We start from the raw sequence: 23,656 nt of genomic DNA on the forward strand, positions 1-23,656 counted from the left end.
CTAAACATTGTGTCTGAGAATAATCGCACGCATGGCTCAATTGGCTCCGGGCGGAAACGTCACACTGCTTCCTGGTGGTCGTTAGGGTTTTTGCTATTTCTGTTCGTGATGGCAGGAATTGCCTATGCCACTGACTTAGTGATGAGTCAGGGGCAAGTTCCTCGTGGAGTCACGGTCGGTGGGGTCAATATTGGCGGGATGACGAAAGCAAGTGCAGATACGACGCTTCGCAATCAATTAGGAGATAAGGTCCGCGAACCTGTTTCTATTCATGCTGGCGACATGACATCATCGCTTGACCCGACGATGTCTGGATTGCGGGTGGATTGGGATGAGACCGTCAAGAAAGCAGGCCAGCAACCTAAAAATCCGTGGACCAGAATTGAATCATTCTGGAAAAACCGAGAAGTCGGCATTGTCAACGATGTTGATCAAGGCGCACTAAATAATGCACTCCAGCGCGTCGATAAAGAACTGACACGCGCCCCCGCGAATGCCGAGCTTGCCATCGGCATTGACGGCAAAGCTGCCGTGAAGAATGCCGTTGCTGGTCAGTCAGTCAACCATGACGTGTTGGCTGATAATGTCTCCCGCCGGTGGCTCAATACAAACCGCGTCGTGGATATCCCGGCTACTCATCTCCAACCTGCTGTCGGGGAGGATGCTGTCAAGCGGGCAGAGCGAGACATCCTCAACAAGGTAGTCTCTGGGCCGCTGACCTTCAATGGCCGTGATAATACAAGCGGCATTATCAATCCGGAAGACATGGGAAAAATTGTCACCTTCCGTGTTGATGGTGCCCACTTCACCGCAGATTATGACACGAATGCGGCACAGTCGATCCTATCGTGGCAATTGGAATCAACAGAACGACAGAAGAAAGACGCTGGCATTCACATCGGGGACGATGGTTCAGTGTCGGTGACCTCACCAAGTGAAGATGGTGTGAGTATTGATTGGTCACACACACTTGACGATCTACAGGGGAAGCTGACCAATACCACTGTTCGCCACTACGACGTCGTGTATTCAGATGAACCCGCAACCTTCACCACTGATATGGCCCATAGAGCGGACTTTCGCCAGACGATGGGCGAATTTACCACCGGCGGGTATGCAGCTGAATCCGGCGTGAATATCCGCCGTGTCGCGGAGATGGTCAACGGCGCCATTATTGCCCCAGGTCAAACATTCAGCCTGAATGGTTACACTGGCCCTCGCGGAGAAGCGCAAGGCTTTGTCAAAGCGGGAATTATTAAAAATGGGCACTCCGATGAGGGCGTTGGCGGTGGAATTAGCCAGTTCGCTACAACACTGTATAACGCAACGTACTTTGCAGGAATGACAGATGTATCGCACACACCCCACAGTTTTTACATTTCGCGATACCCACCGGGCCGTGAAGCGACCGTGTATGAGGGGGCAATCGACTTAAAATTTAAAAACCCCTTTGATACACCTGTTTTAATTACAGCATTGACTGGGGACCACGACGTCACCGTGAAAATTAAAGGCATACCCCACGTGAAGGTTGATTCCATCGAAGGGCCGAAGACAAACTTCACTGATCCGCCAACCCAGCAGCTGCGCGGACCTCAGTGCCACCCATCGTCAGGATCTCGAGGGTTCACGGTGACCGACACCCGGGTGGTGACATCCCTGGCTACAGGGCAGGAAATATCACGAAACACAACGACAACGAAGTATGATCCTTCACCGAAAATAACGTGCGGCTAGGGAGAAGATGCCTGTTCTGTCCTTACCGTGGTGAGTGCGATACTGGCGTTCGCTGTTGTTATCGCCGGTTCTATGTGGGCTGCTGTCATTGCTAATCGAGCAGCACGGCAGGTCAACGCTGGTGTCGGGTCAACAGAGTAACGTGCAGAATTGACTGAACCCCCCGGGGTGACGAGTTGTTGACCCGGGGGGTGATGTGGAGCCGATGACGGGAATCGAACCCGCGCCGCTTGCTTGGGAAGCAAGAGTTCTACCATTGAACTACATCGGCAGATGAACAATGCATGTTCCCCTCTTACCGTAGCACCGCCTGTTTTGAGCAAACAAAACACCCGGTCAACCTAGTGGTGCGGGTGGGGGCTTGCGGGTGTGTCGGTGTGCTGCGTGGTGGTGTGCGGAAGGTATACACTATCGCGTGTGATTCTCTCCGACCGTGACATTCGTTCTGCCATTGATTCTGGACGTTTGGGGATCTCCCCGTTTGATTCGGCAATGATTCAGCCAAGCAGTATCGATGTTCGTCTGGATCGCTACTTCCGGGTGTTTAACAACGCGCGCTATACGCATATCGATCCGAAGGAAGAACAGGACGAACTGACGTCGTTGGTGGAGGTTAAAGAGGGAGACGCGTTCATTCTTCACCCTGGAGAATTCGTACTGGGATCCACGTTGGAAGAGTTTTCACTGCCAGCGGACCTTGCTGGCCGCCTCGAAGGGAAGTCATCCTTGGGGCGGCTGGGGTTGTTGACGCATTCAACGGCGGGATTTATCGATCCTGGTTTTAGTGGCTACATCACCTTTGAACTATCTAACGCGTCGAATTTGCCCATTGCTTTGTATCCAGATATGAAGGTCGGACAGTTGGCATTGTTCATGATGTCGAGCCCGGCGGAAACACCGTATGGAACGGAATCGTTGGGATCAAAGTATCAAGGCCAGCGTGGGCCAACGGCCTCGAAAGCCTACATGAACTTCCAGTGAGGCAAGGGAACAAGACACCGTCACAATAACGGGGTACGCCGCGTGGACATGCTTCCGTGAGCCGTACCGCGTACATTCATGGGCATGCGGATGTCTGTTATCGGAACGGGTTACTTGGGTTCAACACATGCAGCATGCATGGCGGAACTGGGGCACGAGGTCATCGGGGTGGATGTTGATCCCCACAAAATTGAGCTCCTATCGCGGGGTGAAACACCCTTCTTTGAACCTGGACTTGATGAACTCGTCCGAAAACATATCGCATCGGGGCGCCTTCGTTTTACAACGTCATATCAGGAGGCTGCCGATGCGGCGCACGTTCACTTTGTGGGAGTGGGAACTCCACAGCAAAAAAATTCCTACGCCGCTGATATGACTTTTGTTCGCTCCGCAATCGAGAATTTGGTGCCACTATTGCGGGGGGACCACCTCATTTTTGGTAAATCGACAGTTCCTGTAGGGACGGCGCACACCCTCCAGGAGTTATCCCGGCAGCTCATTGACGCGTCGCCGACCACGGCTGATCACACCTCGGTTGAGATCGCATGGAACCCTGAGTTCCTTCGTGAAGGGCATGCTGTTCAGGACACAATTCGGCCAGATCGTATCGTCCTTGGCGTCAGTAATCCGGATTCACGAGCAGAAGAGATAGCCCGTGAAATCTACGCTCAGCCGATCGCCGACGGGGCACCACTCTTGGTCACCGACTTTGCAACATCTGAACTAGTGAAAGTGTCAGCCAACGCGTTCCTTGCTACGAAAATCAGCTTTATTAACGCGGTGTCAGAAGTCTGTGAGGCCTCCGGTGCAGACATCACTGTCCTCGCCGACGCGATTGGCTTAGATGACCGTATCGGCCGAAAATTCCTGAACGCGGGGCTCGGTTTTGGTGGCGGCTGCCTACCGAAAGACATTCGAGCGTATATGGCGCGTGCAGGAGAGTTAGGAGCCGACCAAGCGCTGACATTTTTGCGTGAGGTAGACGCAATCAATAGTCGGCGCCGGGAGAAGCTAGTCAGCATGGTGAAAGACGCCTGCGGCGGTTCCTTGGGTGATGCTCGTGTGACCGTCTTGGGTGCAGCGTTCAAACCAGAGTCGGACGATGTGCGTGACTCGCCAGCCCTGGCGGTTGCCGGTGCGTTGAGCCTCGCTGGCGCACACGTGAGCGTGTATGACCCGCAGGCTATGGTGAACGCGGCAAAAATATTCCCCACACTTACCTACGCTGATACTGCGCGGGACGCGCTCCGCAACGCCGACACGGTCGTGGTGGCGACAGAATGGAAAGAGTTCAGGGAGCTAGACCCGAATGAGGTTCGCGAATGTGTATCCTCACCCATTGTCATTGATGGACGGAACTGCCTCGACGCTGCTGCATGGGCACAGGCCGGGTGGACCGTCCGGGCGCTAGGGCGGGGGAACCTTGAGCAGTGATCGGCGCCCTCACCACTCACAGGGCCTCGGTTCCTAGTGGTGGACGTGGACATGCCCATGTCCGTGACTATCCGCAGCGTCGGGATGAACAGTGAACGCGGCAATAATCGTCGTGATCGGTACCGCCAGTGCTAACGCAATAGCCCCCACTGCAGAGCGGACGATCTCTGTGGCAATGAGATCTGACGTCAACACCTGGCCAAGCGGACGCCCCGACGCAGTAATGAGCAACAACATAGGAAGGGCCGCACCAGCGTAGCTGAGAATTAGCGTATACAGCATCGAGGCAATATGGTCTCGGCCAACCTGCATACCCCCCTTAAACAAACGCCACGGCGACGCATCGCGGTCGATGATCGCGAGCTCATTGACCGTCGAGGCCTGTGCCACGGTGGCATCATTGAGAGCACCAATCGCACCCACAATGAACCCTGCCAACATAAGACCATGCACAGTGACGTCGGGAAGATATAGCTGGATAAGAAGGTTATCCTCCTCACCTAGACCACGCAGACGTGTCCCGTCGATACCCCAACCAGCCATCACCGCGGCAAGTCCCAAGGCGATCACAGTGCCAGCGAGTGCCGAACTCGATTTCCAACTAACCCCATGCACAAGATAAATGACGGCGAACATGATGAGCGCACACGACGTCACCGCCAGGAGTAGTGGATTCCCCCCACGGAGAAGTGCGGGCAACAGGAATACACCAATAATCCCCATCGTGATGACAAGCCCAACAAGGGAGCGTGCACCTCGCCACGAACCAATCGCCACCATCGCGATAGCCGTCACAATCAGCCACACAACCACAGGCACTTTGCGCTGGTAATCATTAAACGCGTATCCCATGGTGCCGTCATCGGTGGCACGACGCGTCATCCGGATCTTGTCACCTTCATGAAGATCAGGGTCGCCCGGCTTGTGAGACGTTTCAAGTAGCGTCCGTTTACCCTTGTCCGGCCCATTCGTGATGTCGACAATCGCACGAGTACAGGTTCCTGACGTAATACCTGCGGGCTCGAGAGGAGTGTCATCAAACGTACGACCAACGCTGGGGGAGCCACACGCTGCCTCGGTCACGATCGAGACAGACCCATCAGCCACACGCTGGGGTAGCGCCGATGATTCATGAAAAGACTTATCAACCCGAGCCGGCGCACTCGACGGCCATAAACACACAGCAGACACGGCACTGAGAACACAACCAACCAGCAAAAATACAGCAAGGATACGTTGGCCCACCGTCCACTCGGCAACACGCGTCACGCTCCCCACACGCAGGCCACCTGACGGCACCGGGCTCCCGCCTCGACCGGATGAGAGATTCCCGTGGGGGTGATGAGGCTGTGAGACCTCGTCGTTGGATGTTGAGTGTTTACCCACCAGGACTCCTCATCATGAAAGGAACAATTTCCAGTAACGCACTAATCCTCCTCAGGATAGCGCGACGGCCGCAGAACACACCGCGCCACCAGCTACTGGTGATAGCTCGCCAAGAAATTCCCCAAGCGCTCAATCGCGTCAGCCAAATCCCGCGCCCATGGAAGCGTAACCACACGAAAGTGGTCAGGCTCGGGCCAATTGAACCCCGTTCCCTGAACGAGATGAATCTTCTCCGCCCGCAACACATCAAACATGAACTGTTCATCATCATGAATGTCATACACATTCCGATCCAACTTAGGAAACGCATACAACGCCCCCATTGGCTTGACAACGGAAACACCAGGAATCTCGTTCAACTTCTCATAAGCCACATTCCGCTGCTCGAGCAAACGCCCACCAGGAAGGGTGAGGTCATCAATCGACTGCCTCCCACCCAACGCCACCTGAATAGCATGCTGAGCAGGAACATTGGGGCACAATCGTGTCGACGCAAGCAAATCAAGCCCCTCGATAAAACCACGAGCATGGTCCTTCGGCCCAGTGAGAACCATCCACCCCGAACGATAACCAGCCACACGATACGTCTTGGACAAGCCGTTGAACGTCATGCACAACAAATCGGGCGCTAGGGATGCAATACTGATGTGCTCAGCATCATCGTAGAGAATTCGATCATAGATTTCGTCGGCAAGAATGAGCAGAGAATGCTCCCGGGCGACATCAACAATCTTTTGGAGAGTCTCACGGCTATACACCGCCCCCGTGGGGTTATTCGGATTAATGACAACAATCGCCTTGGTCTGTGGAGTGACCTTGGCCGTGATGTCCTCAATATCAGGATCCCAATTGTCCTCTTCCCGGCACATATAATGAATCGGCTTTCCACCAGCCAGCGACGTTGCCGCCGTCCACAGCGGATAATCAGGGGCGGGAATAAGAACCTCGTCGCCATCATCAAGGAGAGCCTGGGTTGTCATGGTGATCAACTCAGAGACCCCGTTACCCAAATAAATATCGTCAATATCAGCGCTTGGGAAACCAGGAACCAACTCATAACGAGTAGCGATAGCACGTCGGGCCGGAATGATGCCTTTGGCGGAGCAATACCCCTGTGCAGTGGGTAAGGCAGCAATCATGTCTCGCATAATGACATCGGGAGCTTCAAACCCGAACACGGCTGGGTTACCTGTATTGAGCTGCAAAATGCGGTGCCCGTCAGCGATCATGCGTTCGGCTTCAGCATTGACCGGTCCGCGGATCTCGTAGAGGACATTGCGCAGTTTGCTCGATTGATCCAGGGTGCGTAGCCGAAGGCGCCCTGTCGTATCAGCGTTGTTATCGGAAGTAGCCACTCGACCAATATGCCATGCGACCGGTCGGCATGGGTGAAATCGAGGAGCCGCGTGGTCGGCTCATCCACCCAGCAGAATGTATCAGTTGCCAATATAGACGTGGAGGTCATCACGTCTATTCTCACAGCGAATTAGTCCAGGGCTGAATTCTTGGCAGTCCAACTTCAGCATGGAACCAGAAACCGGGCTTCTCACGGAAAGATGGTCGCGATCGTGTTTGTTGCTGTCGTTGTAGGCCTGGCGGGAGGCATCAGCGACGGAACAATCCCACCCTACGGGGATAGCGGAACGCGTGTATTCGCCAGTGCTGCCACCACAAATCTGAACTTTGCGTGCGTCGAGGTTGATTGTGTCGCCGATGGATCCTTTAATCGTTTTCCCGCCAGGAATGGGGAAGTTGTGGTCGGAACGATCAGCGTGCCTGTCTTTCGACGGAGTAGCCGACGAGCCTGTGGATGATGTGGTGGCGAAATTATTGTTTTTTGTCATCCATAGAGCGCCAAAAATGCCAGCAAGGACCAATATCACAACCATGAAAGCAACGGCTATTGCTGATCCCAGGGTAATTCGGCGTGGGGCTTGTTCTTCTTCCGCATCCGTGTCCGGGGTGTGCTCATCGGGTGGGGTGGTGGCGTCGGTGGTGTCGCTGGCTGGTTTCGTGGTGGTGGGGGTGGGGTCACTCGGTTCTGTGTCGGGGGATGCCTGTTCGGCGGGTTCCGAATCGGTGGTTGTCTCCGTGGAGGGTGTTTCCTGGGGCGGCAGAGCGGTCTCTAGCGTGGTGTCGTGTTGAGGGGTTTCCTGTGGGGCGTCGTCGTTAACGGAATTATTACTGTCGGTGGTGTCGTTCGTGGTGTCTTCACTGGTGGCACTATGCAGCACTTCCGGGGTGATAGCCGGAAATTCTGTGGCCTCGGGTTCAGGAACCTCTGGTTTTGTGACCTCAGGTTCTGGGGTTTCTGGTATTGGCGTTTCGCTCTCTGCGTGTGGGTCGGCAAAGGCGTGGTCTTCACCGAGTGAGTTGTTGTCTGGTAGGGCATCGCGAGCTGTACCACGTTCGGGGGCGGGGTGTGAGGACGGCTCGGATGTGGGGGCGTGACGCTTTTCTTTCTCGAGACGCTGCTGAAATGAGCTGCCCGAGGTGTCGTGGTCGGATCCTGTAGAAATCTGATCCTTGTCTCGGGCGGAGTGGCCTTCCGAATCAGACTGCGAAGTCGGGTCGGAGGGGGTAGTGCTCATTCGTGTTCCTCAGGCTGTGACGATGATAAAAGATAATTGTACGCGCAGGTTGGAGTTCCTACGGGAATAATTCGGTACCTAGCTTAGTGATTGTGGGGGCGATGCGTGAATGGGTGGGGTCAATGTCACCTTGAGTGTTCTGTGGGTGTCTCGGCTGGTTGACGGGGCGGCGTCGGTAGCTGTGGGAGGTGCGCAGCATTATCGGGAAAAAATATTGTTTGTTCTTCCACAATGACCAATTGTCAGGTAAGCTATTTTATTGAATAGGTTATACGTATTTATGTTACGTGTCGCCTATTTGTCATTATCCGATGTTTTGCTGACATCATAACGTTCATTTTTCTGTTGCGTATTTGATGTCTTGTCGTAAAGCTGTAAGAAAGGTTGAATGATGAGCAACGTTGTTTTAGCTTCGGCAGCTGCCCCACCGCTAGGAATCATTGGATGGGTCATTATTGGCGGTCTTGCAGGATGGGTTGCTTCGAAGATTATGGGCACAGACGCCAGCATGGGCGTCACTCTTAACGTCCTTGTGGGCATTATTGGTGGCTTCCTCGGAGGGTGGCTGCTCGGAGTGCTGGGATTCGACGTTAAGGGCGGGGGAAAGATCTTCAGCTTCTTTACCTGCCTGGTAGGTTCGGTCGTGCTGCTATGGATTGTGGGAATGGTCAAAAATAAGAAATAGGCCTATAGCTGCGACCATATTGGATGGTGCGTAGCGTCTGCGATAGCAGGCAGGTATGTGGTGTATGACGCCCGGAGCGTGGGAAGCTAGCTCCGGGCGTCATGTGTGTATGTGGGTAGGGGGATCTGACTGTCTGTGATGTGCGTGTATGGAGTGTGATCGTGCCGGGGCACTGTAGTCCTGGTGAGCTGTTTTCTGCCGCGATAATGCGTTTGTGGCCTGCGAAGATAAGAAGTTGAGTTGAGCTGGAATAACTTTTTACTTTCGCCTGTTGAGATTAATACCGCAGGGTTGAGCGTGGTGCGCTCAGGTTATCTTGACAAGATTGCCGCCCTGCGTCACACTGTGACACGTGGTTGAGTCTCAACTACTCAGTTTCTGCCGCTCATTGCGATGGTAACCAGTAGAAGCGCACAGTAGAACTCAAGCGCGATCGACTCACAATCCAACAAACGCCAAGAAAGGGAAGCAAGAAAAATGGGACGTGCAGTAGGCATTGACTTAGGTACGACAAACTCAGTGGTATCTGTCCTCGAAGGCGGAGACCCCACTGTTATTGCTAACTCAGAAGGCGCACGGACGACACCGTCCATTGTCGCCTTCTCCAAGAACGGCGAGGTCCTCGTCGGCCAGTCAGCAAAAAACCAGGCCGTCACCAACGTTGACCGCACGATCCGCTCCGTGAAGCGCCACATCGGCAACGACGGATGGAACGTCGCCATTGATGACAAAAAATACACGGCGCAGGAAATCTCCGCCCGCGTTCTCCAGAAACTGAAGAGGGACGCAGAAAGCTACCTAGGCGAGGACGTCACCGACGCCGTCATTACCGTTCCGGCGTACTTCTCTGACGCCCAGCGCCAGGCCACCAAAGACGCCGGCCAGATCGCAGGTCTCAACGTCCTCCGCATCGTTAACGAACCAACGGCCGCCGCACTGGCATACGGACTTGAGAAAGGCGAAGACGAACAAACTATCCTCGTCTACGACCTCGGCGGCGGAACATTCGACGTTTCCCTCCTTGAAATCGGTGAAGGCGTTGTGGAAGTTCGTGCAACCAATGGCGACAACGAACTCGGCGGCGATGACTGGGATCAGCGCATCGTTGATTGGCTGACCGACAAGTTCAAGACCTCCCACGGCATTGACCTCACCAAGGACAAGATGGCCCTTCAGCGTCTCCGCGAGGCTGCCGAAAAAGCCAAGATCGAGCTGTCCTCCTCGCAGCAGGCCAGTATCAACCTTCCCTACATCACCGTTGATGAGGACAAAAACCCGCTATTCCTCGATGAAACCCTGACCCGCACTGAGTTCCAGCGCATCACCCAGGATCTCCTGGATCGCACCCGTAAGCCGTTCCAGCAGGTACTTTCCGACGCTGATATCGCGGTGTCCGACATTGATCACGTCGTCCTCGTCGGCGGATCTACCCGTATGCCGGCCGTCACCGAGTTGGTCAAGGAACTTACCGGCGGTAAGGAACCCAACAAGGGCGTCAACCCTGACGAAGTCGTGGCCGTGGGTGCAGCGCTGCAAGCTGGCGTTCTGTGCGGCGAGGTCAAGGACGTTCTCCTTCTTGATGTCACCCCACTGTCCCTCGGTATCGAAACCAAGGGTGGCGTGATGACCAAGCTCATCGAACGCAACACCACCATCCCGACAAAACGTTCTGAGACCTTCACCACAGCCGAAGACAACCAACCCTCGGTCCAGATCCAGGTCTTCCAGGGTGAGCGTGAGATGGCATCCGCAAACAAACTGCTCGGATCCTTCGAACTGGGTGGAATTGCGCCAGCACCGCGTGGCATCCCGCAGATTGAAGTCACCTTCGACATCGACGCCAACGGCATCGTCCATGTCACTGCGAAAGACAAGGGCACCGGCAAAGAAAACACCATCAAGATCCAGGATGGCTCTGGCCTCTCCCAGGAAGAGATTGACCGTATGGTCAAAGACGCCGAAGCCCACGCTGAAGAGGACAAGAAGCGCCGCGAGGAACAAGAAGTCCGCAACTCTGCCGAGTCCATGGCCTATCAGACCCGCAAGTTCGTCGACGACAACAAGGACAAGGTCTCCCAGGATATCCAGGACAAGGTTGAGGACGCAGCTAAGGGAGTCGACGAAGCTCTCAAGGGCGACGACATCGAAGCCATCAAGTCTGCCGTTGAGAAACTTTCCGCAGAGTCCCAGGAGATGGGCAAGTCCCTCTACGAAGCAGAAGCTGCTAACGCTGGTGCAGCGGGCGGCGCAGATGCCGCTGCCGGTGCGGGCAACTCCGATCCCAACGTTGTTGACGCCGAAGTTGTCGATGAAGACAAGAAGGATGATGACAAGTGAGTCTAGGCAACGACATGCCCGATGACCCGGGTGCGCCAGCCAACACGGATCCCGAGGGAACATCCCCCAACGAGGCCGAAGCCGCTGTCGACGAAGCACGTCGTGCACAGGTCACACCCGACGGGAACGTCCCCGCCGGCGCTGCCGCTGCGGCTGATGCCGACATTGCCGAGGAACTTGACGACATTGACGCCGAGGTGGCCGACAGCCTCCTGACTGACACGGATGGTGCAACGGAGTCTGCGGAAGACGATGCCATGCGTGACGCGCAGGATGATGAACAGACACCCTCCGTTGATCAGCAACTTGAAGAGATGACTGCCGATTTGAAGCGTGTCTCCGCTGAATACACCAATTATCGGCGACGTGCAGAGCGCGACCGGACTGCCACGTTTGAGCTCGCGAAAGCTCAGGTCGCAGGAGATCTCCTCCCCATGGCGGACGATTTCGACCTTGCTGACAAGCACGGCGATTTGACGGAGGACGGCCCGCTCAAGGCATTCTCTGACAAATTCACCAAGCTGATCACGGATCTAGGCGTCGAAAAGTTTGGCACTGAGGGCGACTCTTTCGACCCGAATTTCCACGAGGCTGTTCAGGATGCATCCTCTGGCGACGAGAAAATCGTTGCAACCGTGTTGCGCTCTGGCTACCGCATGGGCGACCGTGTACTTCGGACCGCCATGGTTATCATTGGCGACCCGGAATAAACTGGAGTACCGCAACGATTGAGAATAATCACAAAGCTGGCAGAACACGTGATACTGTCGGATAAATACCAAGGTTAAAGTACAAGCACGTACGTCAACCTTTGGCCCAGCATGGGATATCACCTGTGCTGGGCCATTTTTCATGAAACAAAAACATAATCTTGAGCGAATAGGTCAATGTTGCGAATATAGCTACTATCTTCATACCCAAACATATGTGGCCAGTTGTTCACATCAAGCCACAGCTATTCGCCACGTTACCCATTCCCTGATGATGGAAAATTTATGAAAGAAGCACCAGCCTCTGAGACAGACGTTCCCCTCGAGGAGTTGCCTATTGACAATGATCAGCCACGAGAGCGATGGTCGCTCGGAATAGCGCCGGGCACATTCACCATGAATGTGCTCAATGGCATATCAATCGCCGTTGTTGTAGCGTTGGTTCCTCAGGCTTTGCTAGGAGAACTCTTCAAAGCCCTATTACCCGTGTTCCCCCAGGGCAAAGAAATACTGGGAATGGTGACCGTCGCCTCAAGTATGTTGCCCATTGCCATTGGCTTACTTGTGGCGATGCAGTTCGCGTTGACACATATTCAAACTGCCACCGTGGCAATTGCATCTGTCATGGGGTCCGGTGTCGTTACCGGGATCACTGCGGATGGCATTATTCACATTAAGGGCACCGGGCTGGTGATCAACACCGGGTTAACCGCTGCATGTGCTGTTCTCCTCATCCTTGTCATCGGCGACAAGCTGAAGAGCTACACCATCTTGGTTGTTCCCCCAACTGTAATTGTCCTCGCCGGAGGGGTGGGTAAATGTGTGACCTACCCGGCCGTGTTGATCGCCACAAAGTGGTTAGGATCGCTTGTTGGTGGAGCTGCGGACCTTCAGCCTATCGTGATGGGGGTTGTCCTGAGCGTTATTTTTGGTGTCATGATGGCGTCGCCAATTTCGACGGTCGGCATTGCCACTGCGATCTTCCTGTCGGGCACGGCCTCAGGTGTAGCAAACGTTGGTTGTTGTGCGGTGGCGTTTACCTTGATGTGGGCCGGCTGGCGGGTAAACGGCCCTGGTGGTTCGCTTGTCCATGTGATTGGATCAGCAAAAGTACAGGTTGCCAACATGTTGCGTCGCCCGGTGGCGCTGCTCCCTGTTGTGGTGTCGTGTGCGATCAGTGGTGTGGTCGCTGGTATTTTCCGAGTGCAGGGCACGCCGATTTCTGCAGGTTTTGGGGTCTCTGGGCTGGTGGGCCCGTTGGCGGCCCTTAATGCAGATGGCTGGGGCTGGAGTGTTGGAAACGTCGCGATCATTGCCGTGGTATACATCGTGGTGCCCTGCTTGTCCGGCTACCTTGCCGTGAAGCTTTTTGATAAAAAGTTGGGCCTGACAAACGAGTCCATGTACGCCCTGAATATCGACTAACGATGCCCGGGGGGCATCTTTGTGACGTGCGGTGCTACCTGGTTTATTGGTCGAGTAGTTGCGTGGCTATGACTCAACACTCATCGATCACGTATGGTGTCTACGTCGACCATAACTGGGGTGCATAAAGTCGGAATATTTTCCCTGCTTAATGCGTTATTCCCAATGTAAAGTTAAGTCTATTAGACTCAACTTCGGGTGATGGTGAGCGAACAACCGCCACCATGGCGTCACCCCATCAGACGATAAAGATAGCACCACCATGCAATAAATCGCGGAAGAGGGAAACCATGGCAGCTCAACGAGAATGGGCCGACAAAGACTATTACAAAGACTTAGGAGTTACTCGCGGCGCCAGCGAGGACGAGATTAAAAAAGCATATCGCAAAATCGCCCGGGACAACCACCCCGATAGCCACCCCGGAGACTCCTCCGCAGAGGACCGCTTCAAACAAGCTAGCGAGGCCTACGCCGTTATCGGAGATATCAAAAAACGTAAAGAATATGACGAGCTGAAGGACATGCTCGCCTCCGGCGGACTAGGCGGCTTCGGAGGGCATGGCTTTAACACTGCCAGGAACGGGGCATCGGGAAGTTTCCGCACCACATTTAACAGCAACTTTGATACAGGGAGCGGTTTTTCCACCTCCGACCTCTTCGGAAGCGAATCTAGCGGCGGCATCGGAGATATCCTCGGCGGCCTCTTCAACGGCGGACGAGGCAGCGCCTCAGCCGCCGCAACCAGAGGGCAACGAAACTTACGCGGCGCAGACGTCGAAACGGAAATTACACTAGATTTCCGAGAAGCCACACGAGGTGCAACAGTCCCGATTCGCCTCACCAACCCATCCCCCTGCCAACAATGCCATAGCTCCGGCGCCAAGCCCGGATCATCACCGCACACCTGCCACACATGCGACGGTGACGGAGTCATCTCAGAAAACCGTGGTGCTTTCGGGTTCTCAGAACCATGCTCCACCTGTGGTGGCACCGGCTCCAAAATCGACGATCCCTGCACAGCCTGCGACGGCAGCGGAGTCACCACCCGCACACGCACAATTACCGTCCGCGTCCCATCCGGAGTCGTCGACGGGCAACGCGTCCGCCTGGCCGGCCAAGGCGAAGCCGGGCTGCGGGGGCGCCCAGCGGGTGACTTGTTCGTCACAGTGCACGTCCGACCAGACAAACTCTTCACACGAAAAGGAGACGACCTGTGCGTCACAGTGCCAGCCAGCTTCGCTGAACTAGCCCTCGGCGGCGTTGTTACCGTGCCCACACTGGACAGCAAAGTGCGAGTAAAGATCCCCGCTGGCACCAACGACGGCCGAACATTGCGTGTACGCGGTCGCGGTGTCCCAAAACGGAACCAAAGCAGCGGCGACCTTTTGGTAACAGTGAAAGTCACGATTCCACCACAACTCGACGAAGGAGCAGCCTCCGCACTCCGTAGCTACGCCGCCGAAGAACAACGCATAGGCTTCGACCCCCGCGCTGACTGGCCAGGAAAGGAGGGCTAAACCATGGCCTCCAACGAAACCCACCGCGACAACCCCAACGCCACGAACAGCGGGAAAGAAACCACTGGCGAGACACATCGAGACGAGGTATATGTAATCTCTGTGGCCGCTGAGCTCACAGGACTTCACGCTCAGACACTTCGGACCTATGATCGTATGGGTTTGGTCACCCCAGGACGTACTCGCGGCGGTGGACGCCGGTATAGTTCGGATGACATTGAGATGCTTCGTGAAATACAGAGGTTATCGCATGAAGACGGCGTTAACCTTGCGGGGATACGAGCAATAATCGAACTGAAATCCCAGGTCGACGAACTTCAACAGGAAAACTATCGGCTTCGGGAGCAGCTAGCTCGGATGGAAGCTCGACCTAGTAGGTCGCGGGGTGAAATTGTGCACGTACCACGGTCCACTGCTGTTGTCATGTGGGAACCAGGTGCACGTCGCAGGAAGGACAGACACAATGGAAGGTAGCCAACCACGCCCCGGAGACCCCTGGGAGAGCAACCCCCGCACCGGAGCACCCGGATCATACGACGAGGATGACATCCTCTCAGATCTCCTCGGCGCGAACCCTCACGGGGCATCGCTCGCGCCCGTCGTCACACTCCTCCAAACACAAGGCATTGAATACGTCGATGCCGTGTTCACCCATCTTTTTGCCAGCCACCCCTCGTTCATCCGTCGCCTTCCAGCTGACTTATCCCAACTAAAGCCAAAATTCCGACGCGCCCTGACACATGTCTACGCCAAGCAAGCCACAGGCAGCGGCCTTGATCGACGAACACGCCGATTTCTCCGCCACCTTGCCGAAGACCACCGCAGCTTCGGCGTCGAAGCCGCCGACTACGTTGCGATGGGCGATGCCATGATTGACGCCGGCTTCGAGATCATCGAACCTCAGGTCAGCGAAGTCGAGTTCGAACTCTTCGTCATGGCAACCGGCCAAATCACCGGCCTCATGGAAGAAGCCGCAGCCGAATACCAAGAAGTCCAGGTTCGATGGGGCGCCACCGTCTTAAACACCGACCAACGCTCCGACTCCATCACTGTCGTCCGTCTCGCCGCCGACGCCCCCATCCCATACCGCGCCGGACAAGCAGTTCCCGTCCTCGCACCACAGTCGGCGGGCAAACGGAAATGGCTGGCTCCAGCTATCCCCTCGAGCGAAGATGGACTCATCGAATTTCACATTGAAGTGCCACGCCGACACAGTCCAACATACACAAACGCCGACTACTCCCTCGCCTTCGATTTAGCCCGAATGACCCGCCCAGGCGATGTGTGGGAAATTGGCTCAGCACGCGGCGTGATGACAACTGACCTTATAGACGGCTCACGCCCGGTCCTGATGGCTGCCCACGGCGCACATTTGGCTGCGATTCGCTCCATGATTGTTGACACCGCATCACAACCGTCACCACCACAGACGCACCTATTCTTCGGCGCAGAATATCCCAGCGACCTGTATGAACTCCGCACGTTGTGGTCATTCGACACAGCGATGGACTGGTTGACCGTTCACCCCTCGTCGCTACACTCAGAGGAGGATGCCTTCGCCCGCATGTCAGCCTACGCCGTTGCACCGCGTGACTTCCCTGTTCGCGAGGGCGTCTCACTCGTCGACGACATCATGTCATATGGCCCCTGGCACGGGTATGAAACATTGTTGTCGGGCCCCAAGATGATGGTGGCAGACATAAAAAGAAAGCTCATGGCGTCCGGGATGAACCCGGCCTTGATCACCATGAGCTCCTAGGCGTAACGCGACCTAAGCCTCCTCAGCGACCAGGGCGGGGGCGCCCCGGCGCGGGAGAATACCTGTCACGAAATAACCATGACGAGGTCACCACCATCGACATGGACAGTGTCACCAGAAATAACCCGTTCGATGATGCCATCGACGGGGGCAGTAATACTGGCCTCCATCTTCATAGCTTCGATGACAGCGATCTTATCGCCAGCGTTAACCTCGTCGCCCTCTCCGACAGTCACAGTGACATTGCCTGCATATGGCGCAGCCACATGACCGGGATTCGAGCGGTCGGCCTTTTCTGCCGGATTAACATCGGCTTCGACGGATTCATCGCGAACGAAGACAGGCCGTAATTCTCCATTGAGGAAGCACATCACGGTGCGGACACCACGTGCATCAGGCTCTGAGATAGATTGCAACTGGACGATGAGGCAAATACCCTTGGCCAGCTCAATTTTCTGCTCTTCATTGGGGTAGAGGCCGAAGAAGAATTGGTTGGTGGAGAGGCGGCTGACATCGCCATACTCGTTGCGGTGGGAATCAAAGTCCGCTGCAGGACCGGGGAAGAGCAGCCGGTTGAGCGTGTTGCGGCGGTCATCCGAGGCCCCGTTGAGAAGTTTCTCATCTTCGGGAGATACGGGCGTGATCTCTGGTGTTTTCTCCCTGCCTTTGAGTGCCTGGCTGCGGAACGGCTCCGGCCACCCGCCCGGAGGAGTACCAAGTTCGCCATTGAGGAAGCCGACCACCGACTCTGGAATATCGTAGTCATTCGGGTTAGCGGCGAATGCCTCTGGGGCAATGCCGGCACCGACAAGTTGCAAAGCGAGATCACCGACAACTTTCGACGAAGGGGTGACCTTGACGAGGTGACCGAGCATATCGTCGGCAGCTGCGTAGGCATCTTCGATTTGTTCGAAGTTGTGCTCCAACCCCAGTGCGGTGGCTTGGGCGCGAAGGTTGCTCAATTGGCCACCGGGGATTTCGTGGTGGTATACCCGCCCCGTGGGGGCGGCAAGACCCTTGTCGAAAGGTGCGTACACAGAACGCACACCCTCCCAATAGGGCTCCAACGCGCTGACTGCAGCGAGGTCAAGGCCGGTGTCATAGGTGGTGTTCGCCGTTGCCGCAACAATCGCGGATAGTGACGGTTGAGATGTGGTGCCTGCCATGGGAGCGGAGGCACCATCGATGGCATCCGCGCCAGCTTCCCACGCGGCCATGTAGGTTGCCAGGGATCCGCCGGCAGTGTCGTGTGTATGGATATGGATGGGAAGGTTAAATTCCTTGCGCAACTCAGTGACCAGAATCCGTGCTGCTTCGGGGCGGAGGAGTCCGGCCATGTCTTTGATTGCCAAGATGTGTGCGCCAGCGTCCACGATGCTGCGCGCCAGATTCATGTAGTAATCCAGTGTGTACAGTTTTTCAGTGGGGTCAGCGAGGTTACCGGCGTAGCTCATTGCTACCTCTGCCACAGCAGTTCCTGTTTCACGGACAGCGTCGATCGCGGCTTTCATTTGGCTCACGTCATTGAGAGCATCGAAAATTCGGAAAATGTCGACGCCAGATTCAGCAGCTTCCTTGACAAATGCTGTGGTGACAGTCTCTGGGTACGGGGTGTAGCCGACCGTGTTGCGCCCGCGAAGCAGCATTTGGATACACACATTGGGCATAGCTTGGCGGAGCTGATCGAGACGTGCCCACGGGTCTTCCTTGAGGAATCGCATGGCGACGTCGTACGTTGCACCACCCCAGGCTTCGACAGAGAAAAGCTGTGGGGTTGTGCGTGCGACGTGGCCAGCGACCGCGATGAGGTCGTTGGTGCGGACACGTGTGGCTAACAACGACTGGTGTGCATCACGAAATGTGGTGTCGGTGATCGCGACACCCTGACGTGAACGCAGCTCTTGGGCGAATTTCTCTGGGCCGAGTGCCAGGAGGCGGTCGCGGGACCCCTCAGGCAGTGGAGCTGAGAAGTCGATCGGTGGCAGTTTGTCGGCGGGATTGAGCGTGGTTGCGCGGTCACCGTTGGGTTTATTCACCGTGACATTGCCCAAGTACCGCATCATTTTCTCTGCGCAGCTGGTATGCGTCTTAGTGTCGAGCAGTTCGGGGTGGTCGGCAATGAACGAGGTAGTGAAGTTCCCGGCGCGGAAATCGGGGTCGCTGAGTACGCCGCGGAGGAATCTGATGTTGGTGGCGACACCGCGGATGCGGAATTCGTGGAGAGCACGGCGGGCGCGGTGGACAGCGGAGTCGAGATCACGCCCACGGCAGGTGAGTTTGACGAGGAGTGAGTCGAAATGTCCGGTGACTTCTGCGCCCGTCGAGGTTCCTCCGTCGAGGCGGATACCGGAGCCGCCTGGTGAGCGGTAGGCGGTGATGTATCCGGTGTCGGGGCGGAAGTCATTGGCGGGGTCTTCGGTGGTGATGCGGCACTGAAGTGCGGCACCGTGGAAGGAGATGGTGTCTTGGGTGAGTCCGATGTCGGGGAGGGACGCTCCTGCAGCGATTTGGAGCTGTGACCGGACAATGTCGACGTCGGTGATTTCTTCGGTGACGGTGTGTTCGACCTGGACACGGGGGTTCATTTCGATGAAGACGTGGTTGCCGGCGTCGTCGACGAGGAATTCGACAGTTCCTGCTCCGCGGTAGTTGATGTGCCGCGCGAAGTTCACGGCGTCGGTGCAGATGGCCTCTCGTTGTTCTGGTGTGAGGCTGGGGGCGGGGGCGAGTTCAACGACTTTTTGGTGTCGACGTTGGACGGAGCAGTCACGTTCGAAGAGATGGACGACGTTGCCTTGTCCGTCGGCGAGGATTTGGACCTCGATGTGCTTGGGGTTGACGACGGCCTGTTCGAGGAAGACTGTTGGGTCGCCGAAGGCTGTTTTTGCTTCGTTAGCTGCAGTTTCGCAGAGTTCGCGGAGTTTGTCGCGGGAGGGAATGAGCCGCATACCGCGTCCGCCGCCGCCCGCGACGGCTTTGACGAAGAGAGGGTAGGGCATGGCGGACTCGTCGGCGAGGCGTTCCAGTTCGTCGAGGTCGTCGGTGGCGGGGGTGTCGCCGAGGGTGGGGAGACCGGCCTCTTTCGCGTTCTGGATAGCGGTTGCCTTGTTGCCAGTCATGTCAAGGACATCGGCGGTGGGGCCAACGAAGGTGATGCCTTCGCGTTCGCAAGCGCGGGCGAGGTCAGCGTTTTCCGAGAGGAAGCCGTAGCCGGGGTAGATGGCTTGTGCTCCTGCTTTCTTGGCGACAGAGATAATTTCGTCGACGTTGAGATAGGCCTTGACTGGGTGGCCTTCTTCCCCGATTTGGTAAGCCTCATCGGCTTTGACGCGGTGGGAGGAGTGCCGGTCCTCCCAGGGGTAGATGGCGATGGTTTTGGAGTCGAGTTCATTGGCCGCGCGGAATGCGCGGATGGCGATTTCGCCGCGGTTGGCGACGAGAACCTTGGAGAACTGGCGGTGTGGCATAGCTTCCTATCTCAACGTTGAGGCTAGCTGGTTGTGTGATGATTGTAGCGGCCGCTATGCCGCCCGGTGAGGTCAGTTGGTGAGGCCCTTGACGTAGCCGAATCGATGGTTGGTGATAGACACTGCTTGTTCCAGGAGGAATGGCAGGATTTCACGTCGGCCGTCAGCGAGGACGGGTTGGTCGAGAATGATGGATCCTGAGTGTGCTGCTGCTTTGTACAGTGCGGAGTCGACGGTGCCGAGGGTTCTGACACGGACTGATTGTGCGTTTTCGATTTCAGCAGCGTAGGTGGCATCTTCGACGCGGCGGATGCTGAATCCCATGGCTCCGAGTTCTGTTGCGGTTTCAGCTGTGGAGGACACGTCCATGGGGGTACCCGTGATTTCCGATGCCAACGTGAGTCGGACGAGGTCGCGAATCAGGGTAGGGGATGAGCTAGGCGAGCCGACTCGGACGCGGAGTGGTTCGAGGAGTGGCCGGTAGCGGAAGATATTGGATTCAGCGATGAGTGCGGTGTTGTCGTGGTCAACGCTGAATTCGGTATTCCAGACGTACGCGTCGGATTCTGCGGCGCGTCGTAGCCAGTGGAGGTCGGCGGGGGTAAGGGTGTTATCGAGTTGGCCTTTGATCTGGCGGAGGCGTTGGGCGACGTGGCGTTGGAGTCCAGCGCGGGGGAGTTCGTCGACGTCTCCTTCGGACCAGGTTCCTTGCTGGGTGACATAGTTGGGGCCGCCTGCTTTGGCACCTGAGCCGAGTGCGGAGGCTTTCCATCCGCCGAATGATTGGCGTTGGACGATGGCGCCGGTGATGCCTCGGTTGACGTAGGCGTTACCGACTTCGACGTGGTCGATCCACCAGTCAATTTCGTCAGTGTCGAGGGAGTGGAGGCCGCCTGTCAGGCCGTAGCCCGTGGAATTTTGCCATGCGGTGGCTTCTTCTAGGGTACTGGCGTGCATGATTCCGAGGACGGGGCCGAAGCATTCATGGGTGTGGTACCAGGATCCGGGTTTGACGTTGTCGCGGAGCCCCGGGGACCACAGTGTTCCCTCTTTGTTCAGTTTTCGTGGCTTGACGAGCCATTTTTCTCCGCTATCGAGTTGGGTGAGGCCTCGCATGAGTTTGTCGGATGGGGCCTCGATAATCCCGTTCATCGTGGTGGAGATATCGGTTCCGGGGCCAACGTGGAGTGTTTCGACGGCGTCGACGAGTTGGTTCATGAACCGCTGTGATGTTCCGACGCTACCAACGACGATGACGAGGGATGCGGCGGAGCATTTTTGTCCCGCGTGTCCGAATGCGGATTTGTAGACGTCGGCGACGGCGAGGTCTGGGTCAGCCGATGGTGTGACAATGATGGCGTTTTTGCCGGATGTTTCGGCGTTGATGACCATCTGTGGTTTCCAGCTACGGAAGAGTCGGGCGGTGTCGGAGGCGCCAGTGAGGATGACCGAGTCGACGGCGGGGTGGGAGACGAGGTGTTGTCCTGCTTCGTTCTCGGCGACATTGACGAGTTGGAGTAGGTCGTCGTCGATTCCTGCTTTGCGGAGGATCGAGATGGCGACTTCGGCGATACGGACGACCTGTGGGGCAGGTTTGATGATGACTGCTGCACCAGCGGCGAGGGCTGCGAAGATGCCTCCCATGGGGATAGCTAGTGGGAAGTTCCAGGGTGGTGTGACCAGGACGACGGAGTAGGGGGTGAACCGTGAGCCCTTGAGGTTGTCGAGTGCGCGGGCTGATTCAGCGTAGTAGCGGGCGAAGTCGATGGCTTCGGAGATTTCGGGGTCGGCTTCCGCGACGGTTTTGTTGGCCTCGTGTGTCATGACGGAGAGCAGTTCGCCGCGGTGTGCTGCGATGGCGTTGGCAGCGGCGTCGAGGAGAGTGGCGCGGTCGTGGCCGCTGGTGGCGCTCCATGCTGAGGAGCGGGAACGCGCGCGGGCGACAGCGGCGTCAATGTCGGATTTGTCTGTGATGAGTGGGCTGGTGGTGGGGCCGGGGTCCTGGGCGAGCCAGTGCTGGGCCCATTCGCGGTTGGCGGGGAGTGAGGGGTCGGTGTCGGGTTCGTTGACGAAGTGCCCGGGGACGGATTCGACTCGTTTGGAGATGTCGGCTGCGGTTTTCTCTTGTCGGCGGTCTTGTTCGCGTCGTGGTCCGGCGAAGGTGTTCCAGCGGTCGTTGACGGCGTTGAGGTAGCGCTTTTCTTGCTCCTGCATGGGGGTCATGTCGTCATCGCCGGTGACGTCGGGGGCGAAGAGGGCGTAAAGGAAGTTTTGATGTGCTCCGTTTTCTTCGAGGCGTCGGACGAGGTAGGAGACGGCGACGTCGAAGTCTTCTGCGTGGACGACGGGGGTGTACAGGATGACTGTGCCGGTGACTTGGCGGACGGCTCGGGCTTGGGCGGGTGCCATGCCTTGGAGCATTTCGATGTCGAGTTGGTCTTCGACGCCACGTTGGACGGAGAGTTCGTGTGCGGTGGCGACGGTGTAGAGGTTGTGCGAGGCTGCGCCGATGCGGATGGCGTTCGCGTGCTCGGGTTGGAGGGCGACGTCGAGAAGTCGGAGGTAGTTGGCGTCGACTTCGGCTTTGGTGAGGTAGGGCGTTTGTTTCCAGTCGTGGATTTCGGAGTCGACGCGTTCCATGGATAGGTTGGCGCCTTTGACGACGCGGACTTTGATTTTTGCTCCGCCGTTGTTGACTCGTTCGTGAGCGAAGTCGATGAGTTCGTGGAGTGCTTCGAGTGTGTCGGGGAGGTACGCCTGGAGGACGATGCCGGCTTCGAGGCTCATGAATTCGTCTTCACTCAGGAGTTCTTTGAAAAGTTTGATGGTGAGATGGAGGTCTTTGTATTCCTCCATGTCCATGTTGATGAAGGGGTGTGGTGAGCGTTTGGCGGCTTCGCGGTAGAGCGGTCGGAGGCGTTCTTTTAGTCGGCGTGTGTTGCCGTCGATGTCCCACGGGTTAAGTTGTGAGCAGACGGATGATGCTTTGATGGACACGTAGTCCACTTTGGGGTTGCGTAGAAGGTCGATGGTCCGGTCGAGGCGACGGGTGGCTTCGCGTTCACCGAGGACGGCTTCACCGAGAAGATTGATGTTGAGGCGGAAGCCGTTGGCGTGGGCGTCGTCGAGGAGTTTGTCGAGGGCTTTGCCGTTGGCGTCGAGGACGAGGTGGCCGACCATTTTGCGCAAGTAGCCACGGGCGATGGGCATGACGATGCTGGGGAGGACTTGACCGGCGAGCGCTCCGAGGGAGACGAGTGCGGTGTTGAGAGGTCCGAGGAAGTCAGGGAGTGATTCTTTGCGCGCAAGAGGGCTGCCGAGGGCGGCGAATTCCTTGGCTGCGACAGTGTTGTCTTCTGGGCGGGCGACGCGGTCGACGAAGCCCATGGTGAAGTCGATGCCCTGGGGGTCGTGGACGAGGGCGGCGAGTTGTTCGGTGGATGATGATTCTTTGCGTGTTTGTTCGCCGTTGGTGGCGTCGAGCCAGTCGTGTGCTCGGGCGATGGCGCGGTGCGTGATGGTTTCGAGGTCGTGTGAGTTAGACGGGGGTGTCAGGATGTCTGGGTTGGTGACGGTGTGACTGTTGTTCATGGGTGCTCCCTTGTGGAGTGCGGTGAATGATGGGGT

15 protein-coding genes and 1 tRNA gene are annotated in these 23,656 nt (G+C 56.7%); 10 read left to right on the forward strand and 6 right to left on the reverse strand.

The features are described 5' to 3' along the window. Positions 1 to 108 precede the first annotated feature (108 nt). Positions 109 to 1,737 carry a VanW family protein gene (locus tag V5S80_RS08010; protein ID WP_395170352.1) on the forward strand — a complete coding sequence of 543 codons (1,629 nt, stop codon included), beginning with the start codon at positions 109 to 111 and terminating at the stop codon, positions 1,735 to 1,737. A 197-nt stretch (positions 1,738 to 1,934) separates the two neighbouring features. Here V5S80_RS08010 and V5S80_RS08015 read toward each other — a convergent pair. Then, positions 1,935 to 2,008, reverse strand: a tRNA-Gly gene (locus V5S80_RS08015). A gap of 146 nt (positions 2,009 to 2,154) precedes the next feature. On the opposite strand from V5S80_RS08015, the gene dcd reads away from it, so the two are divergent. Together dcd and V5S80_RS08025 are read left to right on the forward strand one after the other, a co-directional pair. Further along, positions 2,155 to 2,718 (forward strand): dCTP deaminase, encoded by a 564-nt coding sequence (dcd, locus tag V5S80_RS08020; protein WP_395170253.1) that lies wholly within the window; start codon positions 2,155 to 2,157, stop codon positions 2,716 to 2,718. 84 nt (positions 2,719 to 2,802) lie between these two features. Next, positions 2,803 to 4,152, forward strand: a complete 1,350-nt coding sequence (locus V5S80_RS08025) for a UDP-glucose dehydrogenase family protein (RefSeq protein WP_395170254.1) — start codon at positions 2,803 to 2,805, stop codon at positions 4,150 to 4,152. 33 nt (positions 4,153 to 4,185) lie between these two features. Here the strand turns inward: V5S80_RS08025 and V5S80_RS08030 are convergent, their stop codons facing one another. The 3 genes from V5S80_RS08030 to V5S80_RS08040 all read right to left on the reverse strand — a co-directional run bounded on the left by V5S80_RS08030 (position 4,186) and on the right by V5S80_RS08040 (position 8,129). Continuing rightward, positions 4,186 to 5,538 carry a YibE/F family protein gene (locus V5S80_RS08030; protein ID WP_395170255.1) on the reverse strand — a complete coding sequence of 451 codons (1,353 nt, stop codon included), beginning with the start codon at positions 5,536 to 5,538 and terminating at the stop codon, positions 4,186 to 4,188. Positions 5,539 to 5,630: 92 nt separating this feature from the next. Next, positions 5,631 to 6,893, reverse strand: a complete 1,263-nt coding sequence (locus V5S80_RS08035) for a pyridoxal phosphate-dependent aminotransferase (RefSeq protein ID WP_395170256.1) — start codon at positions 6,891 to 6,893, stop codon at positions 5,631 to 5,633. Positions 6,894 to 6,974: 81 nt separating this feature from the next. Then, complete coding sequence (locus V5S80_RS08040) at positions 6,975 to 8,129, reverse strand: hypothetical protein (RefSeq protein WP_395170257.1); 1,155 nt, start codon at positions 8,127 to 8,129, stop codon at positions 6,975 to 6,977. A gap of 391 nt (positions 8,130 to 8,520) precedes the next feature. Here V5S80_RS08040 and V5S80_RS08045 point away from each other — a divergent pair, with 391 nt between their 5' ends. The 7 genes from V5S80_RS08045 to V5S80_RS08075 all read left to right on the forward strand — a co-directional run bounded on the left by V5S80_RS08045 (position 8,521) and on the right by V5S80_RS08075 (position 16,562). After that, positions 8,521 to 8,814 carry a GlsB/YeaQ/YmgE family stress response membrane protein gene (locus V5S80_RS08045; protein WP_395170258.1) on the forward strand — a complete coding sequence of 98 codons (294 nt, stop codon included), beginning with the start codon at positions 8,521 to 8,523 and terminating at the stop codon, positions 8,812 to 8,814. A 477-nt stretch (positions 8,815 to 9,291) separates the two neighbouring features. Next, the gene (gene dnaK, locus V5S80_RS08050) at positions 9,292 to 11,151 is read left to right on the forward strand and encodes a molecular chaperone DnaK (RefSeq protein WP_395170259.1); all 1,860 of its coding nucleotides are present in this window, start codon (positions 9,292 to 9,294) and stop codon (positions 11,149 to 11,151) included. Then, positions 11,148 to 11,861 (forward strand): nucleotide exchange factor GrpE, encoded by a 714-nt coding sequence (gene grpE, locus V5S80_RS08055; protein ID WP_395170260.1) that lies wholly within the window; start codon positions 11,148 to 11,150, stop codon positions 11,859 to 11,861. Before dnaK ends, grpE begins: the two co-directional genes overlap by 4 nt. A gap of 396 nt (positions 11,862 to 12,257) precedes the next feature. Further along, positions 12,258 to 13,286, forward strand: coding sequence for a PTS sugar transporter subunit IIC (locus tag V5S80_RS08060; protein WP_395170353.1), 1,029 nt, complete (start codon positions 12,258 to 12,260; stop codon positions 13,284 to 13,286). A 290-nt stretch (positions 13,287 to 13,576) separates the two neighbouring features. Then, positions 13,577 to 14,803, forward strand: coding sequence for a molecular chaperone DnaJ (gene dnaJ / locus V5S80_RS08065; RefSeq protein ID WP_395170261.1), 1,227 nt, complete (start codon positions 13,577 to 13,579; stop codon positions 14,801 to 14,803). A 3-nt stretch (positions 14,804 to 14,806) separates the two neighbouring features. Beyond that, the gene (locus tag V5S80_RS08070) at positions 14,807 to 15,277 is read left to right on the forward strand and encodes a heat shock protein transcriptional repressor HspR (protein ID WP_395170262.1); all 471 of its coding nucleotides are present in this window, start codon (positions 14,807 to 14,809) and stop codon (positions 15,275 to 15,277) included. Next, a complete protein-coding gene (locus V5S80_RS08075) occupies positions 15,267 to 16,562 on the forward strand; it encodes a hypothetical protein (protein ID WP_395170263.1) in 1,296 nt (431 codons plus the stop codon). Before V5S80_RS08070 ends, V5S80_RS08075 begins: the two co-directional genes overlap by 11 nt. A gap of 65 nt (positions 16,563 to 16,627) precedes the next feature. On the opposite strand, the gene V5S80_RS08080 is transcribed toward V5S80_RS08075, so the two are convergent. Further along, positions 16,628 to 20,029, reverse strand: a complete 3,402-nt coding sequence (locus V5S80_RS08080) for a pyruvate carboxylase (protein WP_395170264.1) — start codon at positions 20,027 to 20,029, stop codon at positions 16,628 to 16,630. A gap of 72 nt (positions 20,030 to 20,101) precedes the next feature. Next, the gene (locus V5S80_RS08085) at positions 20,102 to 23,620 is read right to left on the reverse strand and encodes a proline dehydrogenase family protein (protein WP_395170265.1); all 3,519 of its coding nucleotides are present in this window, start codon (positions 23,618 to 23,620) and stop codon (positions 20,102 to 20,104) included. Positions 23,621 to 23,656: the final 36 nt, after the last annotated feature.

Origin of the sequence: Corynebacterium sp. PCR 32 (genome assembly GCF_037464985.1) — a bacterium.
Classification (GTDB): Bacteria; Actinomycetota; Actinomycetes; order Mycobacteriales; family Mycobacteriaceae; genus Corynebacterium; species Corynebacterium kroppenstedtii_D.